Origin of the sequence: Gemella sp. 20925_1_85, assembly GCF_041433735.1 — a bacterium.
Taxonomy (GTDB): domain Bacteria; phylum Bacillota; class Bacilli; order Staphylococcales; family Gemellaceae; genus Gemella.
Window position 1 is genome coordinate 1 of record NZ_JAPWCC010000035.1, and the last position, 17,732, is coordinate 17,732.

A 17,732-nucleotide genomic window follows, 5' to 3' on the forward strand; every position below is an offset into this window, starting at 1 on the left:
GTTGCCATTTTCCCATCGGCTCCAAGCCAGTAGCTTCCTACCCATGCGTTTCTAACGATTTGACCTTGGTGGTAGAAGTACCATGCTCCGCCACTTTGAACCCAACCTTGTTTTTGTACTACAGCTGGTTTCGGTGTTGCAGGTTTTTGAGCACCTTTCACCCACGCTCCATCTGCTCCTACGTAGTAACGTCCATTATCTACCCATGCGTTAGTTACCATTTTTCCATCTGCACCTAACCAGTAATTTCCTGACCATGCGTTTCTTGCTAATGTTCCATTTTGGTTATAGAAGTACCATGAAGTTCCAGTCTTAACCCATCCTTGAGCCGCTAGAGCATCACTACTAGCTACAGTGTTTACAGCGATTGGTGTTGCCAATACTGTTAATACTCCTAATCCTAATTTTAATCTATTTTTTGTCATAATATTTTCACCTCAAGAAATTTCACTCTTAATTTAAATTTCAATATTCATTTTACAATAATTAATACTTTATTTCAAGAAATTATAGGTTATATTTCTTATGATTTTAAAAATAAAGAAGTCGTCAATTTATAGACAACTTCTTTACTAAATTTCCTATTTATAATATTCTACAATTCCATCAACAATACCATTTGCTAAACGTTCTTGATATTCATTTGTTTTGATTTTATTACGTTCTTCTGGATTATCTATAAATCCTAATTCAACTAGAATTGATGGAATAGAAGTTTCACGAAGAACTGTGAATGAAGCACGCTTAACTCCTCTATCATTTGCACCAGTTTGATACAGTAGATTTTGTTGTACTTTATTAGCTAGTTTTCTACTTCTTTCTAATCTCTCAGCATTGTTGTGATTTTCTTTGTTTATCTTAGGTACCCTATCAGCTTGAGATTGGTAATAGTACGTTTCGATACCACGTGCAACACCGCGTCCACCAGCATTAAAGTGGATACTTAATAACATATCTGCATTAGCTTTATTAGCTTGATCTGCACGATCTACTAAGTCTACATCTTTATCAACATTTCTACTTGTTAACACTGTATATCCTAAAGATGCAAGTTTGCTACTTACTTTATTATATACGCTAAGAGTTAAGTCTTTTTCTCTTACTCCACCACTTATTGCACCTGGGTCGCTTCCACCATGTCCTGGATCTAGGAAAATAGAACGTTTTGTATTTTTATCTTTAAATGCATCTTTCACCCACGCTCCATTAGCGTCAACATAATAACGTCCATTGTCTACCCATGCATTAGTTGCCATCTTGCCATCTGAACCTAACCAGTAGTTTCCTGCCCATTTATTACGAGCAAGTGTTCCATCTTCATTGTAATAGTACCAAACATTGTTTTCTTTTTTCCAACCTTGTTTCTTCTCAACTGGTTTTGACGCTTCTGGCTTCTTAGCATCTTTTACCCATGTTCCGTTTGTACCTACGTAGTAACGTCCGTTATCTACCCATGCATCCGTCGCCATTTTCCCATCAGCTCCAACCCAGTATGTGCTACCAATCCATTTGTTACGAGCTAATATTCCATTTTCGTAGTAATACCAAGTATTTCCTTCTTTCACCCAACCTTGTTTTTTCTCTACAGGTTTTGGCGCTTCTTGTTTCTTAGCGTTTTTATCCCAAACTCCATTTGCTCCTACGTAGTAACGTCCGTTATCTACCCATGAGCTTGTTGCCATTTTTCCATCGGCTCCTACCCAGTACGTACTGCTGATCCATTTATTACGAGCAAGCACTCCATTTTCGAAGTAATACCAAGTACTTCCTTCTTTCACCCAACCTTGTTTTTTCACTTCAGCTGGTTTTGGTGCTACAGGTTTTACTGCTTCTTGTTTTTTAGCATTTTTATCCCAAACTCCGTTAGCTCCAACATAGTAACGTCCGTTATCTACCCATGAGCTTGTTGCCATTTTTCCATCGGCTCCAAGCCAGTAGCTTCCTACCCATGCATTTCTAACGATTTGACCTTGGTGGTAGAAGTACCATGCTCCTCCACTTTGAACCCAACCTTGTTTTTGTGCTACAGCTGATTTTGGCTCTGCTGGTTTTTGAGCACCTTTTACCCATGCTCCATTTGCATCAACGTAATAACGCCCATTATCTACCCAAGCGTTAGTTACCATTTTTCCATCTGCACCTAGCCAGTAGTTTCCTGCCCAAGCGTTTCTAGCCAATACTCCATTTTGATTATAGAAGTACCACGCATTTCCAGTCTTAACCCAGCCTTGAGCAGCTAATGCATCACTGCTAGCTACTGTGTTCACTGCGATTGGTGTAGCTAATACCGTTAGCACTCCCAATCCTAATTTTAATTTATTTACTTTCATAATAGTTCCTCTTAATTTCTTCTAAAATAATTCGATTTACATAAATACATATCTTACTATTTTATTATAAGTTTAATATTTTTTCAAAGAAATACCACAGTTGTAACATAATCTTAATATTAGCCACATATTTATTGACACCCTACCTTTCTTCCGATAAAATGAATATATAAAATTATAGGAAGGACTCGTATTTTACGAGAAGATTACACTATGACTGAAAAAATACTAGTAACTGGTGGAGCTGGATTTATCGGGTCTCACACTTGTATAGAATTATTAAACAATGGAAATGAAGTAGTTGTCGTGGACAACTTATATAATGCAAACAAAAAAAGTTTAGAAGTAGTAGAAAGAGTTACAGGAAAAAAAGTAACATTCTATGAAGCTGATATTCGTGATGAAGCAAAATTAGACGAAATCTTTGAAAAAGAAGGTAACATCTATGGTGTTATTCACTTTGCTGGATTAAAAGCTGTTGGTGAATCTTGCCAATTACCTTTAAAATACTACGATAACAACGTAGCAGGAACTACAACACTATGCCGTGTTATGGAAAAACACAACTGTAAGAACATTATCTTCAGTTCTTCAGCTACAGTATACGGAGATCCTCATGCATTACCAATTAAAGAAGATTTCCCATTATCTGTAACTAATCCATATGGACGCACTAAACTAATCTTAGAAGAAATTTTAGGAGATGTTTATTCAGCTGATAATGAATGGAATGTTGTATTACTTCGTTACTTCAACCCAATCGGAGCACACGAATGTGGAGATATCGGAGAAGATCCAACAGGAATTCCAAACAACCTACTTCCATACGTAATGCAAGTAGCAGTTGGTAAATTAGAGAAAGTTAATGTCTTCGGTGATGACTTCGATACACATGATGGTACTGGTGTTCGTGACTACATCCACGTAGTAGACTTAGCTCGTGGTCACGTAGCTGCCCTTAAAAAATTAGAAAAAGGTAGCGGACTAACTAAATACAACCTAGGAACAGGAGTAGGATACTCTGTATTAGATATTATTAAGAGTGCTTCTGCTGCTGTTGGTCGCGACTTACCTTACGTTATCGCACCACGCCGTGCAGGAGATATCGCTGCATGTTACGCAGACGCTTCAAAAGCTAAAGAAGAACTTGGTTGGGAAGCTCAGTACGATGTAAAACGTATGTGTGAAGACTCATGGAGATGGCAAAGTAAACATCCAAACGGATTCGCTGACTAAAGCCTATTAATAAATATTATAAAAACACTCGGAGTTAGAAAAAATCTAACTCCGAATTTATTATAATTAAATAGCCAAAATCAAAAAAAGCAAGGCTGTGAATTTCTTCACAAACTTGCTTTTATTTATATACTACCATAAATGGACCACCCGCAGAATTGTCCTCTAGTTCCATACTACGTTGATCCCAGATATCATCAACGTTGTACCATTTATTTGTCCTTTCTGGATTATCTGGATCTATCGCATGCGTCTTACCATTTTGGTAACCACTTAGGACTATCGCGTGCGTGCTATATCCTTTTACAAAAATTCCATGACCTACAGCACCATAGACAATATTTCCATTTTGTAATGCTGCTTTTAGATCATCTTTAGAATTAACAACACGGTAGTTACAGCCCCAGTGTTCAATAGCCGCAACAGCCCCAAGGCTAGAAGTTCCTGTGAACAGAGTATTCATCTCCATAGATGTATCATAAATATAGTCCGCGACTTGAACAGGTGTAACATTCTCCTTAAGACCCGAAATAATCATTGATAGTGATGTAGGCACACAACCTGTAGTCTTCATATTAGAGATTCCGTATCTCTTAGAACTCCATCTCGCATCCGCCTGATAATATTGTGGAAGTTTTACAGGTTTTACGAAATCTTTAGATTTTTCATCGTAAAGATGACTTATACTGTCTTCATTAGAGAAATATTCCCATTTTCCTTGCTGATCTTTTATCCAATCAGCCTTAACATGTCCTGTTCCAGTTAACAATAAGCTACCTACAAGAACAAAACTAATACCTTTTTTCATAAACCTGTCACCTCCATTTTTTCTAATAATTTTACTTTAAATTATACTATTTTTAATTAATAAAAACAAATGAGAGGAACTCAAAATTATAATTTCATAGAAATTAATTTTGTTCGAGTCACCTCTCATAAATTTAATATATTCGAAAATCTATCTAAGATATTTTAAATATTATCTCTTTACCAATTCTTATTTAGATATTCAGAGTAAATTTACTATATCTTAATACGCTGGTCTTGCATAACCTTTAATGTAGCTAGAATTCCAGTTATAAGTTTTTCTTTTAACTGAAGGATTTTCACCACTTCCTGCATATGCAATTGAGTTACCTTCGATAGTAGTGATTACACCGTTATTTACTGATTCAACGATACCGATATGGTCTGCCCAACCTCCACCGTCCCAGTCAAATGTAACGATGTCTCCTACTTTAGGTTGAGTTTTTCCTTTCCAGATACCTTTTTTCTCCATGATACCGATGTGACGTTGAACACCACATTCTCTACCGATAAGGTCACTTAGACCTGCTTGTTGGAATACTGTTGTAACGAAAATATCACACCAGTCATCATCATACGTCGCAGTATATCCTACTGGTTTTGGATCTACTGAGTTATAAGCATCAACGATTTTCTTGTGCTCTCTTGTTCCTGTTTCAACACCCATATATTTACGAGCAATATCAAGAACTCTATTTAGGTTAGTGTTGTTAGCTGGATTTTGAACCCAAGCTCCATTGCTTCCTACGAAGTAACGGTTGTTATCTACCCATTTATTTGTAGCCATTTTACCGTCAGCTTCTAGCCAATAGTTTCCTGCCCAAGCATTTTTAACCATTTGACCTTGTGCATTGAAGTAGTACCAAGTGCTTCCACTCTTAACCCAACCAGTGTGTTTCCCTGTTGGAACTGGATCTTCTTTTTTCTTATCTTTATCCCAAGCTCCATTAGCTCCTACATAGTAACGGCCATTATCTACCCATGCGTTAGTAACCAGCTTACCATCCGCACCTAACCAATAGTTTCCTGCCCATTTATTACGAGCTAGTGTTCCATCTTCATTGTAGTAATACCAAACGTTGTTTTCTTTTTTCCAACCACGTTTTTTCTCTTCTGGTTTTTTATCTTCTTTTTTCTTATCTTTTTCCCAAACTCCATTGGCACCTACGTAATAACGATCGTTATCTACCCATGAACTTATCGCCATTTTACCGTCAGATCCTAGCCAGTAACTTCCAAGCCAAGCGTTTTTAACCATTTGACCTTGATGGTAATAGTACCATGAGTTACCGTCTTTTACCCAACCTTGTTTTTTCTCTTCTTGTTTCTTAGCATTTTTATCCCAAGAACCATCTGCACCAACGTAATAACGACCATTATCTACCCATGAGTTCGTCGCCATCTTACCATCAGAACCTAACCAGTAGTTTCCTTGCCAAGCATTTCTAACCATGATTCCTTGGTTATAGTAATACCAAGTGCTTCCTTCTTTTACCCAACCATTTTTCTTCTCAGCTGGTTTTGGAGCTTCTTGTTTCTTAGCGTTTTTATCCCAAACACCATTAGCACCTACATAGTAACGTCCTCCGTCTACCCATGTATTTGTCGCCATTCTACCATCAGAACCTAGCCAGTAGCTTCCTATCCAAGCGTTTCTAACGATATTCCCTTGGTAATAATAGTTCCATGCAGAACCATTTTGAACCCAACCTTGTTTCTTAACTTCAGCAGGTTTTTGAGCACCTTTTACCCAAAGCCCATTGCTTCCTACGTAGTAGCGGCCTCCGTCTACCCACGCATTTGTCGCCATTTTCCCATCTGCACCTAACCAATAATTTCCTTGCCAGGCATTTCTTACTGCATTACCTTGATTATTATAGAAGTACCATGAAGAACCACTTTGCACCCAACCTTGAGCTGCATGTGCTTCAGTACCAGCTACTGTGTTCACTGCAATCGGTGTAGCTAATACCGTCAGTACTCCTAATCCTAATTTCCATTTATTTTTTCTCATAATAGATTTCCTACTCCTTGCTCATATTATAATACATTCATGCATTTTCTATTATATCATTAAGCTATCCCTTTTGATATTACAAGTTAGTTACAAATATAGACAGGCTAAGATTAGCCTGTCTTCATGATTTCATATTTTATTCTTTATAATATTCTTTCTTCCAACTAAAACCTTTAACTAATCCAACTAAAGTTCCTAATCCATAACTGAAATGCACTAGGAATAGTAAGATTGGAATCAACAACATCGTTGCGTTGAACTTATTATTAATAATAGTCATCAAAGTAACGAGAATTGTGAATAAACCATAAGCTATCACAAGAAGCACGGCAAATAACTTCGTCAAAGGCAACATCAATAAACTAAAGATTATTCCCAAAACAAATACAAAAGGAACGAAGTGGAAGATAGAAAAGGCCTTAGGATAAACATGACTCACTTTACCAATCCAATAACCATTCGAATATTTTTGTTTTAACATTCTATTTACTGTCGGTCTAGTATATTGATATGACAATATATCGTTGCTATAACGAATCTTATAGCCATTTTTTCTAATTCGATAATGCAGTTCATTATCCTCTACACGTCCCACTTTTTCATCCAGTAAGCCAATCTTATCAAATATTTCCTTTTTATACATCCCTTGGAAAACTGAACTTACATATTGTTTAGAAGTCTGTTTACGATAATTCGCTATACCACTACCAAACATATTCTCCTCGACCAACAATAATGTCTTACTTAGATTATCTTCATTTTCGATAATATTTGGGCGTGGTCCTCCGCAAACATATTCTCCATTCTCAATAACTTTAACATTATTCTCAATAAAGTTCTCGGTAATATGTGAGTGGCAATCTACTTTAAGAATACATTCTCCTCTTGCAGCCTTTATACCTACATTCATACCAGCTGACAATATTACCTTAGGATTTTTTAATAATACTACATCATAAAAATCATGATTACTAGCTTTGAAACCTTCTAATATTTCCCAACTTTTATCTTTTGACATTCCATCTATAAATATTAATTCTATCTTGCTGTGATCATATGTCTGATTCTTAAAATCTTCTATTAATCTTGGTAAAAACTTTTCCTCATTTAAAAGTCCGATTACAACCGAAACTAACATAGTTATCTCCTTTATCAAAAAGGAAGCTAGATTAAAATACTAACCTAGCTCGTCCCTTTTTATCTGTCTTTTCTTCCTAATTTTTCATTAGCGCTGAACATTATACTTGCGATAGATTCACCCCAATATGGTGCAGTCGCGTAGTTAACATTCATACCGCCTGCTTTGTTTCCTAAGTATGCTCCGTTAGCTGGATATCCCGAATTGTGTAGATACTTAGAATTAATCCAACGTGCAGCTCCCATAATACCACTATCTACATCATCAAATTTAGTCGCAGAAGTATATGGAGTGTCATCATATGCAGAAATTCCAAAGAAATTATTTTTATCTTTAGCGATTTTACTTCTTCCCCAAGCACTTTCTAAAGCACTGTGCGCTACTAAGTATAAAGCATTAACTCCGTATCTTTGTTCGGCAGCTTTAAATGTAGCTCCTTTACCAGCTAATTTACTGTCATTAGCTCCCATTAGGCTGTATAGTCTATTAATATCAGCCGCAGTGTAATTCGTTCTAGATTTTAAATTAGAAAATTGGAATGGGTGATCTAATTTGAATGTTCCGAAGTTAATACCATCTGCTGAATAATATGATTTACCAACTTGCATATTTGCATTGTGATAAGCAACCATCACTTTAGTATATGGAGAATATCTGTGATAAACATATCTTCCATCACTTACGTAATCCGGAATGAATGTATCATTAGAGTCAATTGCAGTTACTTGACTAGCATTAACATAACCTGTAAGTCCCGCTACTTGAACAGGGATTCGGCCATTCGCAGTTGATCTGTTATCTCTAAATAATACTGTATCTTTAGAAACATGAGATAAGATACGACCGTTTGCATCATATACAGGAATATATAATGATTTTACTTTGTAATAACTTGAATAGTTTATACCATGTCCTGCATTTTTAACCCATGCTCCAGAACCGTCTACATAATAACGTCTATTATCTACCCATGCATTAGTAGCCATTTTTCCATCAGCTCCTAACCAGTAGTGTCCTGCCCATTTATTACGTGCTAATGTTCCATTTTCATAGTAATACCATGTGTTTCCTTCTTTTACCCAGCCGTTCTTTTTAACTGCTGTTTTTACTTCTGGCTTCTTAGCAGATTTATCCCATAGACCATTAGCACCTACGTAGTAACGACCGTTATCTACCCATGAGCTTTTCACCATCTTTCCATCTGCACCTAGCCAGTAGCTTCCTACCCATGCATTTTTAGTAATTTGACCTTGGTAATAGAAGTACCATGCGTTTCCTTCTTTTACCCATCCTTGTTTTTTCTCCACAGGTTTAGCCGCTTCCGGTTTCTTAGCGTCTTTCACCCACGCTCCGTTAGTACCAACGTAGTAACGTCCATTATCTACCCATGAGCTTTTCGCCATTTTACCATCAGCTCCAACCCAGTAAGTACTACTGATCCATTTATTACGAGCTAATGTTCCATTGTCGAAGTAATACCAAGTGTTCCCTTCTTTTACCCAGCCGTTCTTTTTAACTTCTGGTTTTGGCGTTTCTTGTTTTTTAACAGTTTTATCCCAAACTCCATTGGCTCCTACGTAGTAACGTCCACCATCTACCCATGAGTTTGTCGCCATTCTTCCATCGGCTCCTAACCAGTAGCTACCTATCCAAGCATTTCTAACAATATTTCCTTGGTAATAGTAGTTCCATGCTGAACCGTTTTGAACCCAACCTTGTTTCTTAACTTCTGGTTTAGCTGCAGCAGGTTTTTGAGCACCTTTTACCCAAAGACCGTTACTTCCAACATAGTAACGTCCACCATCTACCCAAGCATTAGTCACCATTCTTCCATCGGCTCCTAACCAGTAGTTTCCTGCCCAAGCGCTTCTTGCTAATGTTCCATTTTGATTGTAGAAGTACCAAGCATTTCCAGTTTTAACCCAGCCTTGTGCTGCTAACGCATCACTACTAGATACTGCATTCACAGCTATTGGTGTAGCTAATACTGTTAATACTCCTAATCCTAATTTCAGTTTATTTCTTCCCATTTTTTATAGTCCTCTTTACTCATTGTTATGCATTGATAATTATACCATAGTTAAGCCATTTTTAGGGTTACAATTAGATTATTTTTTATTACATCTATATTACAAATAAGCAAGAAATATTATTACTTAATTAGAATAATAAAAAAGAATGGAGATTATCTCTCACATTCTTCTTTCAGTATTTCTTCTAATTTGTTATAGTCTTTTACACTATCGATTTCATAGATGCTATTAGGTTCTAATTCTTCTACATAAACATCTAATTTCTCGATATTATCTTTAACCATATTATCCCAGTACAAGTTCATGAACTCATTACTTTCATAAGTCTTATCGATAAAACTTACGATTTTCTCTGCAGTTTCCTTATCCCAGAAAGATACACCACTAAGGATTCTTCCTGCTTTACTGTCTACGATAATATCTTGAACCTTATAATCATCACCATAAATTAAGAACCACTCATTCTCGCAATCTTCACGATAAACGCTGAAATATGTTGAACGATCGATATCAACTCTAAACATATTTTTAAATAAATAGTTATCAGCATCGATTACATAACTATCTGCTAGTTTTTCCTTAACTAAGTATAATGAGTAGAAGTTGTTATACTCAGCGTATTTATCATTGAATACTAGTTCCACATTATACTTTTCTTTTAAATAATCAAATTGTTCATGTAAGTATCCAACAACGACGGTTATTTCATCTATTCCTTTTTCTTTTAAAAATTCTATTTGATACTCCACAAGTGGCTTATCTTTAACCTTTATCAAAGCCTTTGGAGTATTGTCTGTCATCGGTCTAAGACGCGTTCCTAAACCTGCAGCCAATATAATTGCCTTCATTATCTATTTGTTACTCCTCTCTAACAATAACATAAACACCTAATATGATAATAATAGATGTAACTACTAATTGTAAATTCACTTCTAACGCGACAAAAATCATTGAGAATAATATTGTCCAAACAACATAACTGACATTAAGTCCTGTAGCCTTCGCTGGTTCTAATCTATTAATAGCCATATAGTATAGAATGTAAGATACCATATTACTAACTACGAAGAAAATAATAAGCCCACCGAATTTAACGTCAAGACTAGTCTCAATTCCTAAACCGTTGAATGAGATTATTACTAAATACGCTAAAAATGATGTCACCTGACGAATTAATAAAGTCTCTAACTCATTAAGATTATTTTTCATTGCATATGAACTAAGAACACTCTCACTACCCCAAGCAACTGCACAGATTAATGCGAACATAAACCCAAGGTAAAATGATTCAACCTGTTCACTCTTATAACTTTGAATGAAAATACCAACAATAATAAGTGCAATTCCTAAAATAGTTTTTGATGAAACTTTATTTTTTAAAAATATAACAGCTAGTATCACCGATACAGCAGGATAAATCGCTGTAATCGAAGATGTCAATCCACTTCCTATATACTTCACCGCATATAGATTACACTGCATTCCGATAGGACCCGCAAGTAGCGCACCTACAATAACACTAACACTTTTTATATTCGTAAATATCTTGAAATTAATTGTTTTATACTTAACTAAAATAATCGCCAATAAAACAAAAATACTAATAAAATCATGGATTACCGCTACCGCAAAAGGCGAAACATTATAAAGTGAAAATATATACGCACTTATCGCAAGTCCCAGTCCCCAAAACATACCAGATAAAAGTCCAGCCGATACACCTATTTTATTTTTCATAACTTTCTACATACTCCTTCAAATTCTTAACCGCTCTTAAATATCTGTCTTTTCCATAAGATCCAAAGTCCGCACCTTGTTCTTCTTTATAAATCGTCCACAAACTCCACAGGAAGTCCTGTAAAATTTTATAAATCATAATCTTAGCTACGCTAACTGGAGTATCTTCACTGAAGTACGCTTTGAAGAATTCTCCTTCTTCAGCCTTTCTGAAGTTAGACTCTAAGAAAAGCGCCGCTAAATCCCACATCGGATCATTCATCGCAGAATATTCCCAGTCAATAAGGTAAACACGACCAGTCTCATCTTCGATGAAATTCTCCGGTACAAGATCGATATGGCAAGATTTTCTATCAACACCAATCTCTTCTAGATGATTTTGTAGAGAAAATACCTTCTCCCTTATCTTCTCATAATAAGGATAATTGATATTCCCTTCAATCAGACTCTCATATTTTTTAATCTCGTCAAAGACTCTAAACTCACCTTCAAGAACCTTCCCAGAGCTATGTACTTTTTTTAGTATATTCGCAACTTCTTCTTTCTTTGCTTTTAGATAATGTGCATCAAAAGTCATTGCATTTTCAATATATTCATTTACTTTTATTCCAGATTCAATATCAAAGATATAGTTTTTCACATCTAAACCTAAATCAGCAAGATTCGCAAGATTATTCTTCTCCGCAATCCTATTGATTAGCTTATCAGTTCCTTTACCAAAGAACTTAACTATATACTTGTTACTCGTAGTCTCAACTAGATAATTACTATTTGTCATACCACCTAGTTGTTCTACTTTTACTACTTCCTCAGATTCAGTAAGTAGTTTTTCTATTTTACTTTTTATTAGTTGTTTCAATGTAAAGCCTCTTTTCTACATTACAATATTACTTACCATTATAACATAAAATGAGATAACTCATAGTATTTTTACTATAATTTTTCATTGATAATAAAAAAGAGAATGACTCAAAATTATGATTTTTGGAAAATCAATTTTGTTGAGTCACTCCCTAATCCTATTTCTAAAATATATTAAACAGCTTTCATAATATTCTTTTCAATAATTATTATTAATTTTTTTATGTAATATGCAGAAACAATACTAACAAAAAAAACAACAATAGTATAAAGTACATCATTTACATTTGATGACACAAAAAACTTACCAAAATAATGCATAACTAAGCCATGGATCATATATATTTCAAATGATATATCTCCTAAAAAATCCAGATATTTATTTGAAAAGTTGAGTTTATTTGTCAGCAATAAAAAATAAACTACAAAAACCATTGTACAAATATTTCCAACTATTCCATAATAAACATATTTATTTGTAATCCCAATATTTTCCATAATAACTTCATAATGGCGAAATATGTACATCAACACACTGAATAAAACGAGAGAAATAAAATAATTTTTCTCTATAATTTTATCTATAGAAACCCTATTTTTCATCCAAAAAATACCTAGTAAAAATGCCATTATACTAACATATTCCCAATCTCCATGATCTTGATACGCCTTCCAAAAAATATAAAATAACGTTAAAACTATTAGCGTATAAAAAGAAGTTTTTGAATTATTCCTCACAAAAGAAATATAGAAAATAACATATAAAACTATTATACTATTAATAAACCAACCATTATAAATTATATTGCTGTGATCTTTCCAGAATGATAGGAAAAAGTCCATATTAATAACTTCCCCTAATATCGCTCTATAAATGACATAAATAACTATAAAAACATAAAACGGTATAAATATTCTAACCAATCTTTTTCTTAAGAAATTTTTCATATAATTCACGTTGTTACTATACTGGAAATATAATCCATAACCAGATAGGAAGAAAAACAATGCTACTATATATCGTCCCATATATTCAAAATTCGAAAAATTTTCACCAGTTGTAACTTTTTGAGAAATATGGTGAAAAATTATTAGTAAAGCTAAGAGTCCCTTTAGTGATTTAGTCGATTTATTACTTAAATAATCAACATCTGTTTTCGGTATAAGATAAACAAATAATGAAATTAGTAATAATATAAAAATGTCCACTCTGTCCTCCTTTTTAGCATCTAAAAATATCCTTTGAATTAAAAATTATTTTCTTTAAAAACACACATAAATATTTTTTAATTCTTCATCACTTAGCATTATAACATAAAATATAAAAATTCATAGAAATAATATTACTATTTTTAATATTACAACATAAAAAGATGATTCAGAAAACCTTCTTGATAGATTTTCATGAATCACCCTATTAATTTTATTCTATTACTTTAGTTAATTGACAACAGAAATTCTCTTAATTATATATCCCACTTAAACACTGTCTTAAAGGCTGTATTTAAGTCCGTTGCGAACACCCTATGAATGTCTTTAATATTTCTCACGGGTTGTTCAAGTTCAATAATATTCTTGAATCTTCTTTCGAATTTCTTGTTACTCAGCATCTCAATAGCTTTTTCAAAGTCGACTCTACCTGAACGTGATGAACCTATTAGAGTTAGCCCTTTTTCTAAGATATCACGTGTGTTAATATTTACCTTATATTCACTAACTCCCATAAGTACTAGACTACCTTGTGGTTTGATGTACTTGATTAAGTCATTTATCGCGTATCCACTACCATCGCCTCCACAACATTCTACACCATGATCAAAAGTTAAGTCTTCAGGAATATCATCTGTGATGTATCTTTCTTTTGCGAAACTGAATAGTTCTAGTTTCTCCCAGTGGCGACCTATTACGATTATCTCACACTCAGGAAGAGTGTAGTTTATTATATTCGCCATTACATAAGCAAGACTACCATCACCGATTATCGCTATTCTATCTTTTTTACTATGTGAAGTTTTTAAGAATCTATCCATTGCGTGCATACCTACACTTATGAACTCTGTAATAGCCGCAACAGAATCTTCCACATCGTTATAAGCTACCACTCTATCTTTAGGTAAAGCTACGAATTCTCTCATAAATCCATCGAAACCACTTGATAAGAAGTGTGTCCCTGGCATGTAGTTTTCATAGAATTCTTCATCACTTTGTCTTGGTGGTTGGTTCGGTATCATTACTACCTTTTGTCCTACTTTATATGTTCCTGTAGGGTCTGCGATTACTATTCCCGCACATTCGTGAATTAATGCCATAGGTAGCTTTTTAGCTAATACCTTAGGATCTCTTTTCCCTTGATAGTATCTTTGGTCTGCGTGACACAGTGCCATGTAGTTTGGACGGATGATGATTTTATCACCATCATTTATGTTCTCTTCGTTGTATTTTACATTAATAAATTTCGGTTTAATTAATTGATATATTTGATTTATCATATTATTCGTCCTCTAGCATACTCTTAGCTATCTTAAGGTCAGTTACTGTAGTTATTTTGATGTTAGAGTATTCTCCCTTAGCTAGTGCTACTTTTTTCCCTTTTATAACGAATATCTTACATGCATCTGTAAGTATTTGTTTTTCTTCTTTGTCTAATGAGTTATATAAGTTTAGGAAATCTAAACATTTGAAACTTTGTGGTGTTTGCCCTTGGTAGTAGTGTGCTCTGTTTGGAATATTTGAGATATATTCTCCATTAGTGCTTTCTACAATGGTATCAACAGCTTCTACTACTGTGTCTACTGCATCACTTTCTTTAGCTAGACGTATGTTGTCTTTAACAATTCTAAGTGTAATAAATGGTCGAACTGAATCGTGAGTTACGATAATATCTTCATTAGTTAAAGGTCTATATTCATTAATTCTATTAATGATGTTTTCAATAGTTGTATTTCTATCAACACCACCAGGTGTAATAATGATTCTATCAGCAAACGCTGAAACATATTGTTCTACTAAGTCTTCAGCATGAGATACCCAATCTTCATGAACACCGACTACGATTTTTTCGATTTCAGGCTCTAATAAGAACTTCTCAATTGTGTGGATAAGAATTGGTTTTTTTCCTAATTCTAGGAATTGTTTTGGCATATTACTTATTCCCATTCTAGTTCCTGTTCCACCCGCTAATATTCCTGCGTATATCATTTTCTCGCTCCTTTTAAATACTATTTTTTCAATATATTATCTATCTTATTATATCATATAAAAACAATAAACTTCAAAAATCTTCTATTAAACCTATAATTTTAAGCTAATGAATTGAAAATATGATATAATGTAAAATAGAATTTTAGAAAGGATTTTCTTTAAATGAAAAGCATAAAAGTTAATGCATTAGCAAGTTTAATGGTTAACGTTCTAAACATAGTTTTCCCATTAATCACTAATCCTTACTTAACTAGAATACTTAGTAAATCTAACTACAGTTATTTCAATACAGCAAATACATGGGCTAGTTTTGTAATACCACTTGCTGCATTCGGAATATATAACTATGGTATTAGATCGATAAGTAAAGTGAAAGACGATAAAAACAAAATTAACTACGTATTTTCAAAACTATTCTATATATCAGTAGTAACGTCAATTGCGATAACTGCTCTATATTTTATATTTATTAGCGTAGGAACACATGATACTGAAAATTTAAAAATCTTATACTATATACTTGGAATTCAAGCCTTATTCCAATTTTTAAATATCGAATGGATGAACGAAGCATACGAAAACTACACATTTATTCTCTATAAAACTTTATTTATTCGAATCGCAATGTTAGTATCAATCTTCGCATTCGTTAAAACAGAAGATGACATTATACCGTATGCAATCATAATGAGTGCAACTACTATTCTAAACTATCTACTAAGTTTCTTATGGATAAAAAGAGAAGTTTCATTTGTTAAGATTGATATCAAAGACTTATTAACATCTACAAAAGCACTTACTACAATGTTATTATTAGCGAATGCTAATATGCTTTATACACTGCTTGATAGAATGTTTATAACAAAGAGTCCAGATGAAAATTATATATCCTACTACACTATCGCATCAAGCATAGTAATGCTTATTGCAGGTGTGCTTAGTGGAGCCCTGAATGTCAGCCTTCCTAGATTAGGTTATTACTTAGGAAGAAAAGATCATGATTCATATGAGTATTTAATCAGACAAGGATCTTCCCTATTCTTCTTCCTGATGATACCAACTAGTATCGGAATAATGATTCTAGGGACATATGCAACTGTTATTTATTCATCAGATAAATATTTAGAGGCAGGAATAGTAACAAGTATATTTGCGATTAGAACTATTATTTGGGCTATTGAGATGATACTAGGAAAGCAAATTATATTCATCAATGACTTCGAAAGTAAATTAACTTCATTTTACTTTATCGGTGGTGGATTAAATGTAGTGTTAAATTCAACATTATACTTCTGTAATATTTTCAAACCAGAATACTATATTGGAACAACAATACTTGCAGAAGGTTTAGTGGTATTACTAGAAATACAGTTCATTAAAAAACATAAACTGATAAACTTATCAGCTGTATTTTCTTCACTATACAAATATCTTGCAGTATCACTTGGTTTTATTCCAATATATTTCATTACAAAATTCGTGTTCCATGTTAATTCTTACGAAATTACATTAAACATGCTTATTATGGTCTGCACAGTCATAGCGATCTGTGGAATTTATTATTTAGTTGTTCTTACAATCTTAAAAGATTCAACAATAAACTATGCGATAAATATGGTGAAAAGTAAAATTAAAAAGAGTTAGAGATTTATTCTTCTAACTCTTTTTGGTTGTATACTAAATCCGGGGCATGGAAAAATTCCAGCCCCGGATTTCAATTTTTATATGCAAAAAGACAAATATCCAATATAATTAAAGTGTAGAAAAATAATTAACTAAGAAAGGATATTTGTCATGAATAATTTTATCACAAATTTACTATTAATAAAAGACCAAAATATAACTATGGAGGATAAACTTGATTTAATCAATGTAGATGGTCAAGATTCATTCATATTTCATGGAGCTTTATCATATGAACCAAAGTGTTGTACAAACTGCGGTTGTATGAAAGAAGGAAATAATATAGTTAAAAATGGATTCGGCGATCCTTTAAAAGTAGCTTTATTAAAGATGTCAGAATGCCCTACATACCTTAAATTAAAGAAACAACGCTTTAAATGTAGAGAATGTAATTCTAAGTTTTGTGCTGAAACATCATTTGTACAAAAGTACTGCAGTATATCTAAAAATCTTATATTTCACATTATGAAGAATCTTTCTAAGACACTATCATTTAAAGATATAGCTGAATTAAGTAATGTATCAGTATCTACAGTAGTAAGAGTAATGAAATCATGTAGAGAAGCTGTAGAAGTTAAGACTCATTCAAACCTACCAGAACACCTGTGTTTCGATGAAATAAAATCAACTAAAGATAGTAAAAATGGAATGAGTTTCGTATTCTTAGATGCTAAAACACATGATTTTAT

General features: G+C 33.6%; 14 protein-coding genes and 1 pseudogene. 3 read left to right on the forward strand and 12 right to left on the reverse strand.

The annotated features are described in order from the left end of the window. Both O3884_RS08330 and O3884_RS08335 read right to left on the reverse strand, forming a co-directional pair. Positions 1-425, reverse strand: a pseudogene (locus tag O3884_RS08330) (C39 family peptidase); the annotation flags it as partial. Between the two features lie 156 nt (positions 426-581). Continuing rightward, complete coding sequence (locus O3884_RS08335; RefSeq protein WP_371452871.1) at positions 582-2,330, reverse strand: N-acetylmuramoyl-L-alanine amidase; 1,749 nt, start codon at positions 2,328-2,330, stop codon at positions 582-584. A 213-nt stretch (positions 2,331-2,543) separates the two neighbouring features. Between O3884_RS08335 and galE the strand changes: the two genes are divergently transcribed. Further along, complete coding sequence (gene galE / locus O3884_RS08340) at positions 2,544-3,566, forward strand: UDP-glucose 4-epimerase GalE (protein WP_371452873.1); 1,023 nt, start codon at positions 2,544-2,546, stop codon at positions 3,564-3,566. Between the two features lie 121 nt (positions 3,567-3,687). On the opposite strand, the gene O3884_RS08345 is transcribed toward galE, so the two are convergent. The 10 genes from O3884_RS08345 to O3884_RS08390 form a co-directional block, all read right to left on the reverse strand. Then, a complete protein-coding gene (locus tag O3884_RS08345; RefSeq protein WP_371452875.1) occupies positions 3,688-4,374 on the reverse strand; it encodes a C39 family peptidase in 687 nt (228 codons plus the stop codon). Between the two features lie 222 nt (positions 4,375-4,596). After that, a complete protein-coding gene (locus tag O3884_RS08350; protein WP_371452877.1) occupies positions 4,597-6,387 on the reverse strand; it encodes a hypothetical protein in 1,791 nt (596 codons plus the stop codon). A 139-nt stretch (positions 6,388-6,526) separates the two neighbouring features. Then, positions 6,527-7,528 carry a glycosyltransferase family 2 protein gene (locus O3884_RS08355; RefSeq protein ID WP_371452879.1) on the reverse strand — a complete coding sequence of 334 codons (1,002 nt, stop codon included), beginning with the start codon at positions 7,526-7,528 and terminating at the stop codon, positions 6,527-6,529. Positions 7,529-7,587: 59 nt separating this feature from the next. Further along, on the reverse strand, positions 7,588-9,558 hold the full coding sequence (locus O3884_RS08360) for a glucosaminidase domain-containing protein (RefSeq protein ID WP_371452881.1): 1,971 nt from the start codon (positions 9,556-9,558) through the stop codon (positions 7,588-7,590). Positions 9,559-9,713: 155 nt separating this feature from the next. Then, positions 9,714-10,409, reverse strand: coding sequence for a sugar phosphate nucleotidyltransferase (locus O3884_RS08365; protein ID WP_371452883.1), 696 nt, complete (start codon positions 10,407-10,409; stop codon positions 9,714-9,716). 10 nt (positions 10,410-10,419) lie between these two features. Continuing rightward, positions 10,420-11,298: a DMT family transporter gene (locus O3884_RS08370; protein ID WP_371452885.1), complete on the reverse strand. Its 879-nt coding sequence runs from the start codon at positions 11,296-11,298 to the stop codon at positions 10,420-10,422. Beyond that, entirely contained in the window at positions 11,288-12,157 is an 870-nt protein-coding gene (locus O3884_RS08375) for a choline kinase family protein (RefSeq protein WP_371452886.1), read from the reverse strand. The genes O3884_RS08370 and O3884_RS08375 overlap by 11 nt, the downstream gene beginning before the upstream one ends. A 176-nt stretch (positions 12,158-12,333) precedes the next feature. Beyond that, entirely contained in the window at positions 12,334-13,368 is a 1,035-nt protein-coding gene (locus O3884_RS08380) for an acyltransferase family protein (protein ID WP_371452888.1), read from the reverse strand. Between the two features lie 257 nt (positions 13,369-13,625). Beyond that, entirely contained in the window at positions 13,626-14,648 is a 1,023-nt protein-coding gene (locus tag O3884_RS08385; RefSeq protein ID WP_371452890.1) for a ribitol-5-phosphate dehydrogenase, read from the reverse strand. 1 nt (position 14,649) lies between these two features. Continuing rightward, positions 14,650-15,357 carry an IspD/TarI family cytidylyltransferase gene (locus O3884_RS08390; RefSeq protein ID WP_371452892.1) on the reverse strand — a complete coding sequence of 236 codons (708 nt, stop codon included), beginning with the start codon at positions 15,355-15,357 and terminating at the stop codon, positions 14,650-14,652. Positions 15,358-15,522: 165 nt separating this feature from the next. Here O3884_RS08390 and O3884_RS08395 point away from each other — a divergent pair, with 165 nt between their 5' ends. Together O3884_RS08395 and O3884_RS08400 are read left to right on the forward strand one after the other, a co-directional pair. Further along, a complete protein-coding gene (locus O3884_RS08395; protein WP_371452894.1) occupies positions 15,523-17,004 on the forward strand; it encodes an oligosaccharide flippase family protein in 1,482 nt (493 codons plus the stop codon). A gap of 150 nt (positions 17,005-17,154) precedes the next feature. Beyond that, a partial coding sequence (locus O3884_RS08400; protein WP_371452896.1) for a helix-turn-helix domain-containing protein occupies positions 17,155-17,732 on the forward strand: 578 nt, incomplete at its 3' end.

What these genes read in the sequence shown, in the direction of transcription:
- O3884_RS08385 (WP_371452890.1), bottom strand. Translation starts at nt 14,648, where the DNA reads ATGATAAATCAAATATATCAATTAATTAAACCGAAATTTATTAATGTA.
- O3884_RS08345 (WP_371452875.1), bottom strand. Translation starts at nt 4,374, where the DNA reads ATGAAAAAAGGTATTAGTTTTGTTCTTGTAGGTAGCTTATTGTTAACT.
- O3884_RS08360 (WP_371452881.1), bottom strand. Translation starts at nt 9,558, where the DNA reads ATGGGAAGAAATAAACTGAAATTAGGATTAGGAGTATTAACAGTATTA.
- O3884_RS08390 (WP_371452892.1), bottom strand. Translation starts at nt 15,357, where the DNA reads ATGATATACGCAGGAATATTAGCGGGTGGAACAGGAACTAGAATGGGA.
- O3884_RS08335 (WP_371452871.1), bottom strand. Translation starts at nt 2,330, where the DNA reads ATGAAAGTAAATAAATTAAAATTAGGATTGGGAGTGCTAACGGTATTA.
- O3884_RS08395 (WP_371452894.1), top strand. Translation starts at nt 15,523, where the DNA reads ATGAAAAGCATAAAAGTTAATGCATTAGCAAGTTTAATGGTTAACGTT.
- galE (WP_371452873.1), top strand. Translation starts at nt 2,544, where the DNA reads ATGACTGAAAAAATACTAGTAACTGGTGGAGCTGGATTTATCGGGTCT.
- O3884_RS08370 (WP_371452885.1), bottom strand. Translation starts at nt 11,298, where the DNA reads ATGAAAAATAAAATAGGTGTATCGGCTGGACTTTTATCTGGTATGTTT.
- O3884_RS08365 (WP_371452883.1), bottom strand. Translation starts at nt 10,409, where the DNA reads ATGAAGGCAATTATATTGGCTGCAGGTTTAGGAACGCGTCTTAGACCG.
- O3884_RS08355 (WP_371452879.1), bottom strand. Translation starts at nt 7,528, where the DNA reads ATGTTAGTTTCGGTTGTAATCGGACTTTTAAATGAGGAAAAGTTTTTA.
- O3884_RS08350 (WP_371452877.1), bottom strand. Translation starts at nt 6,387, where the DNA reads ATGAGAAAAAATAAATGGAAATTAGGATTAGGAGTACTGACGGTATTA.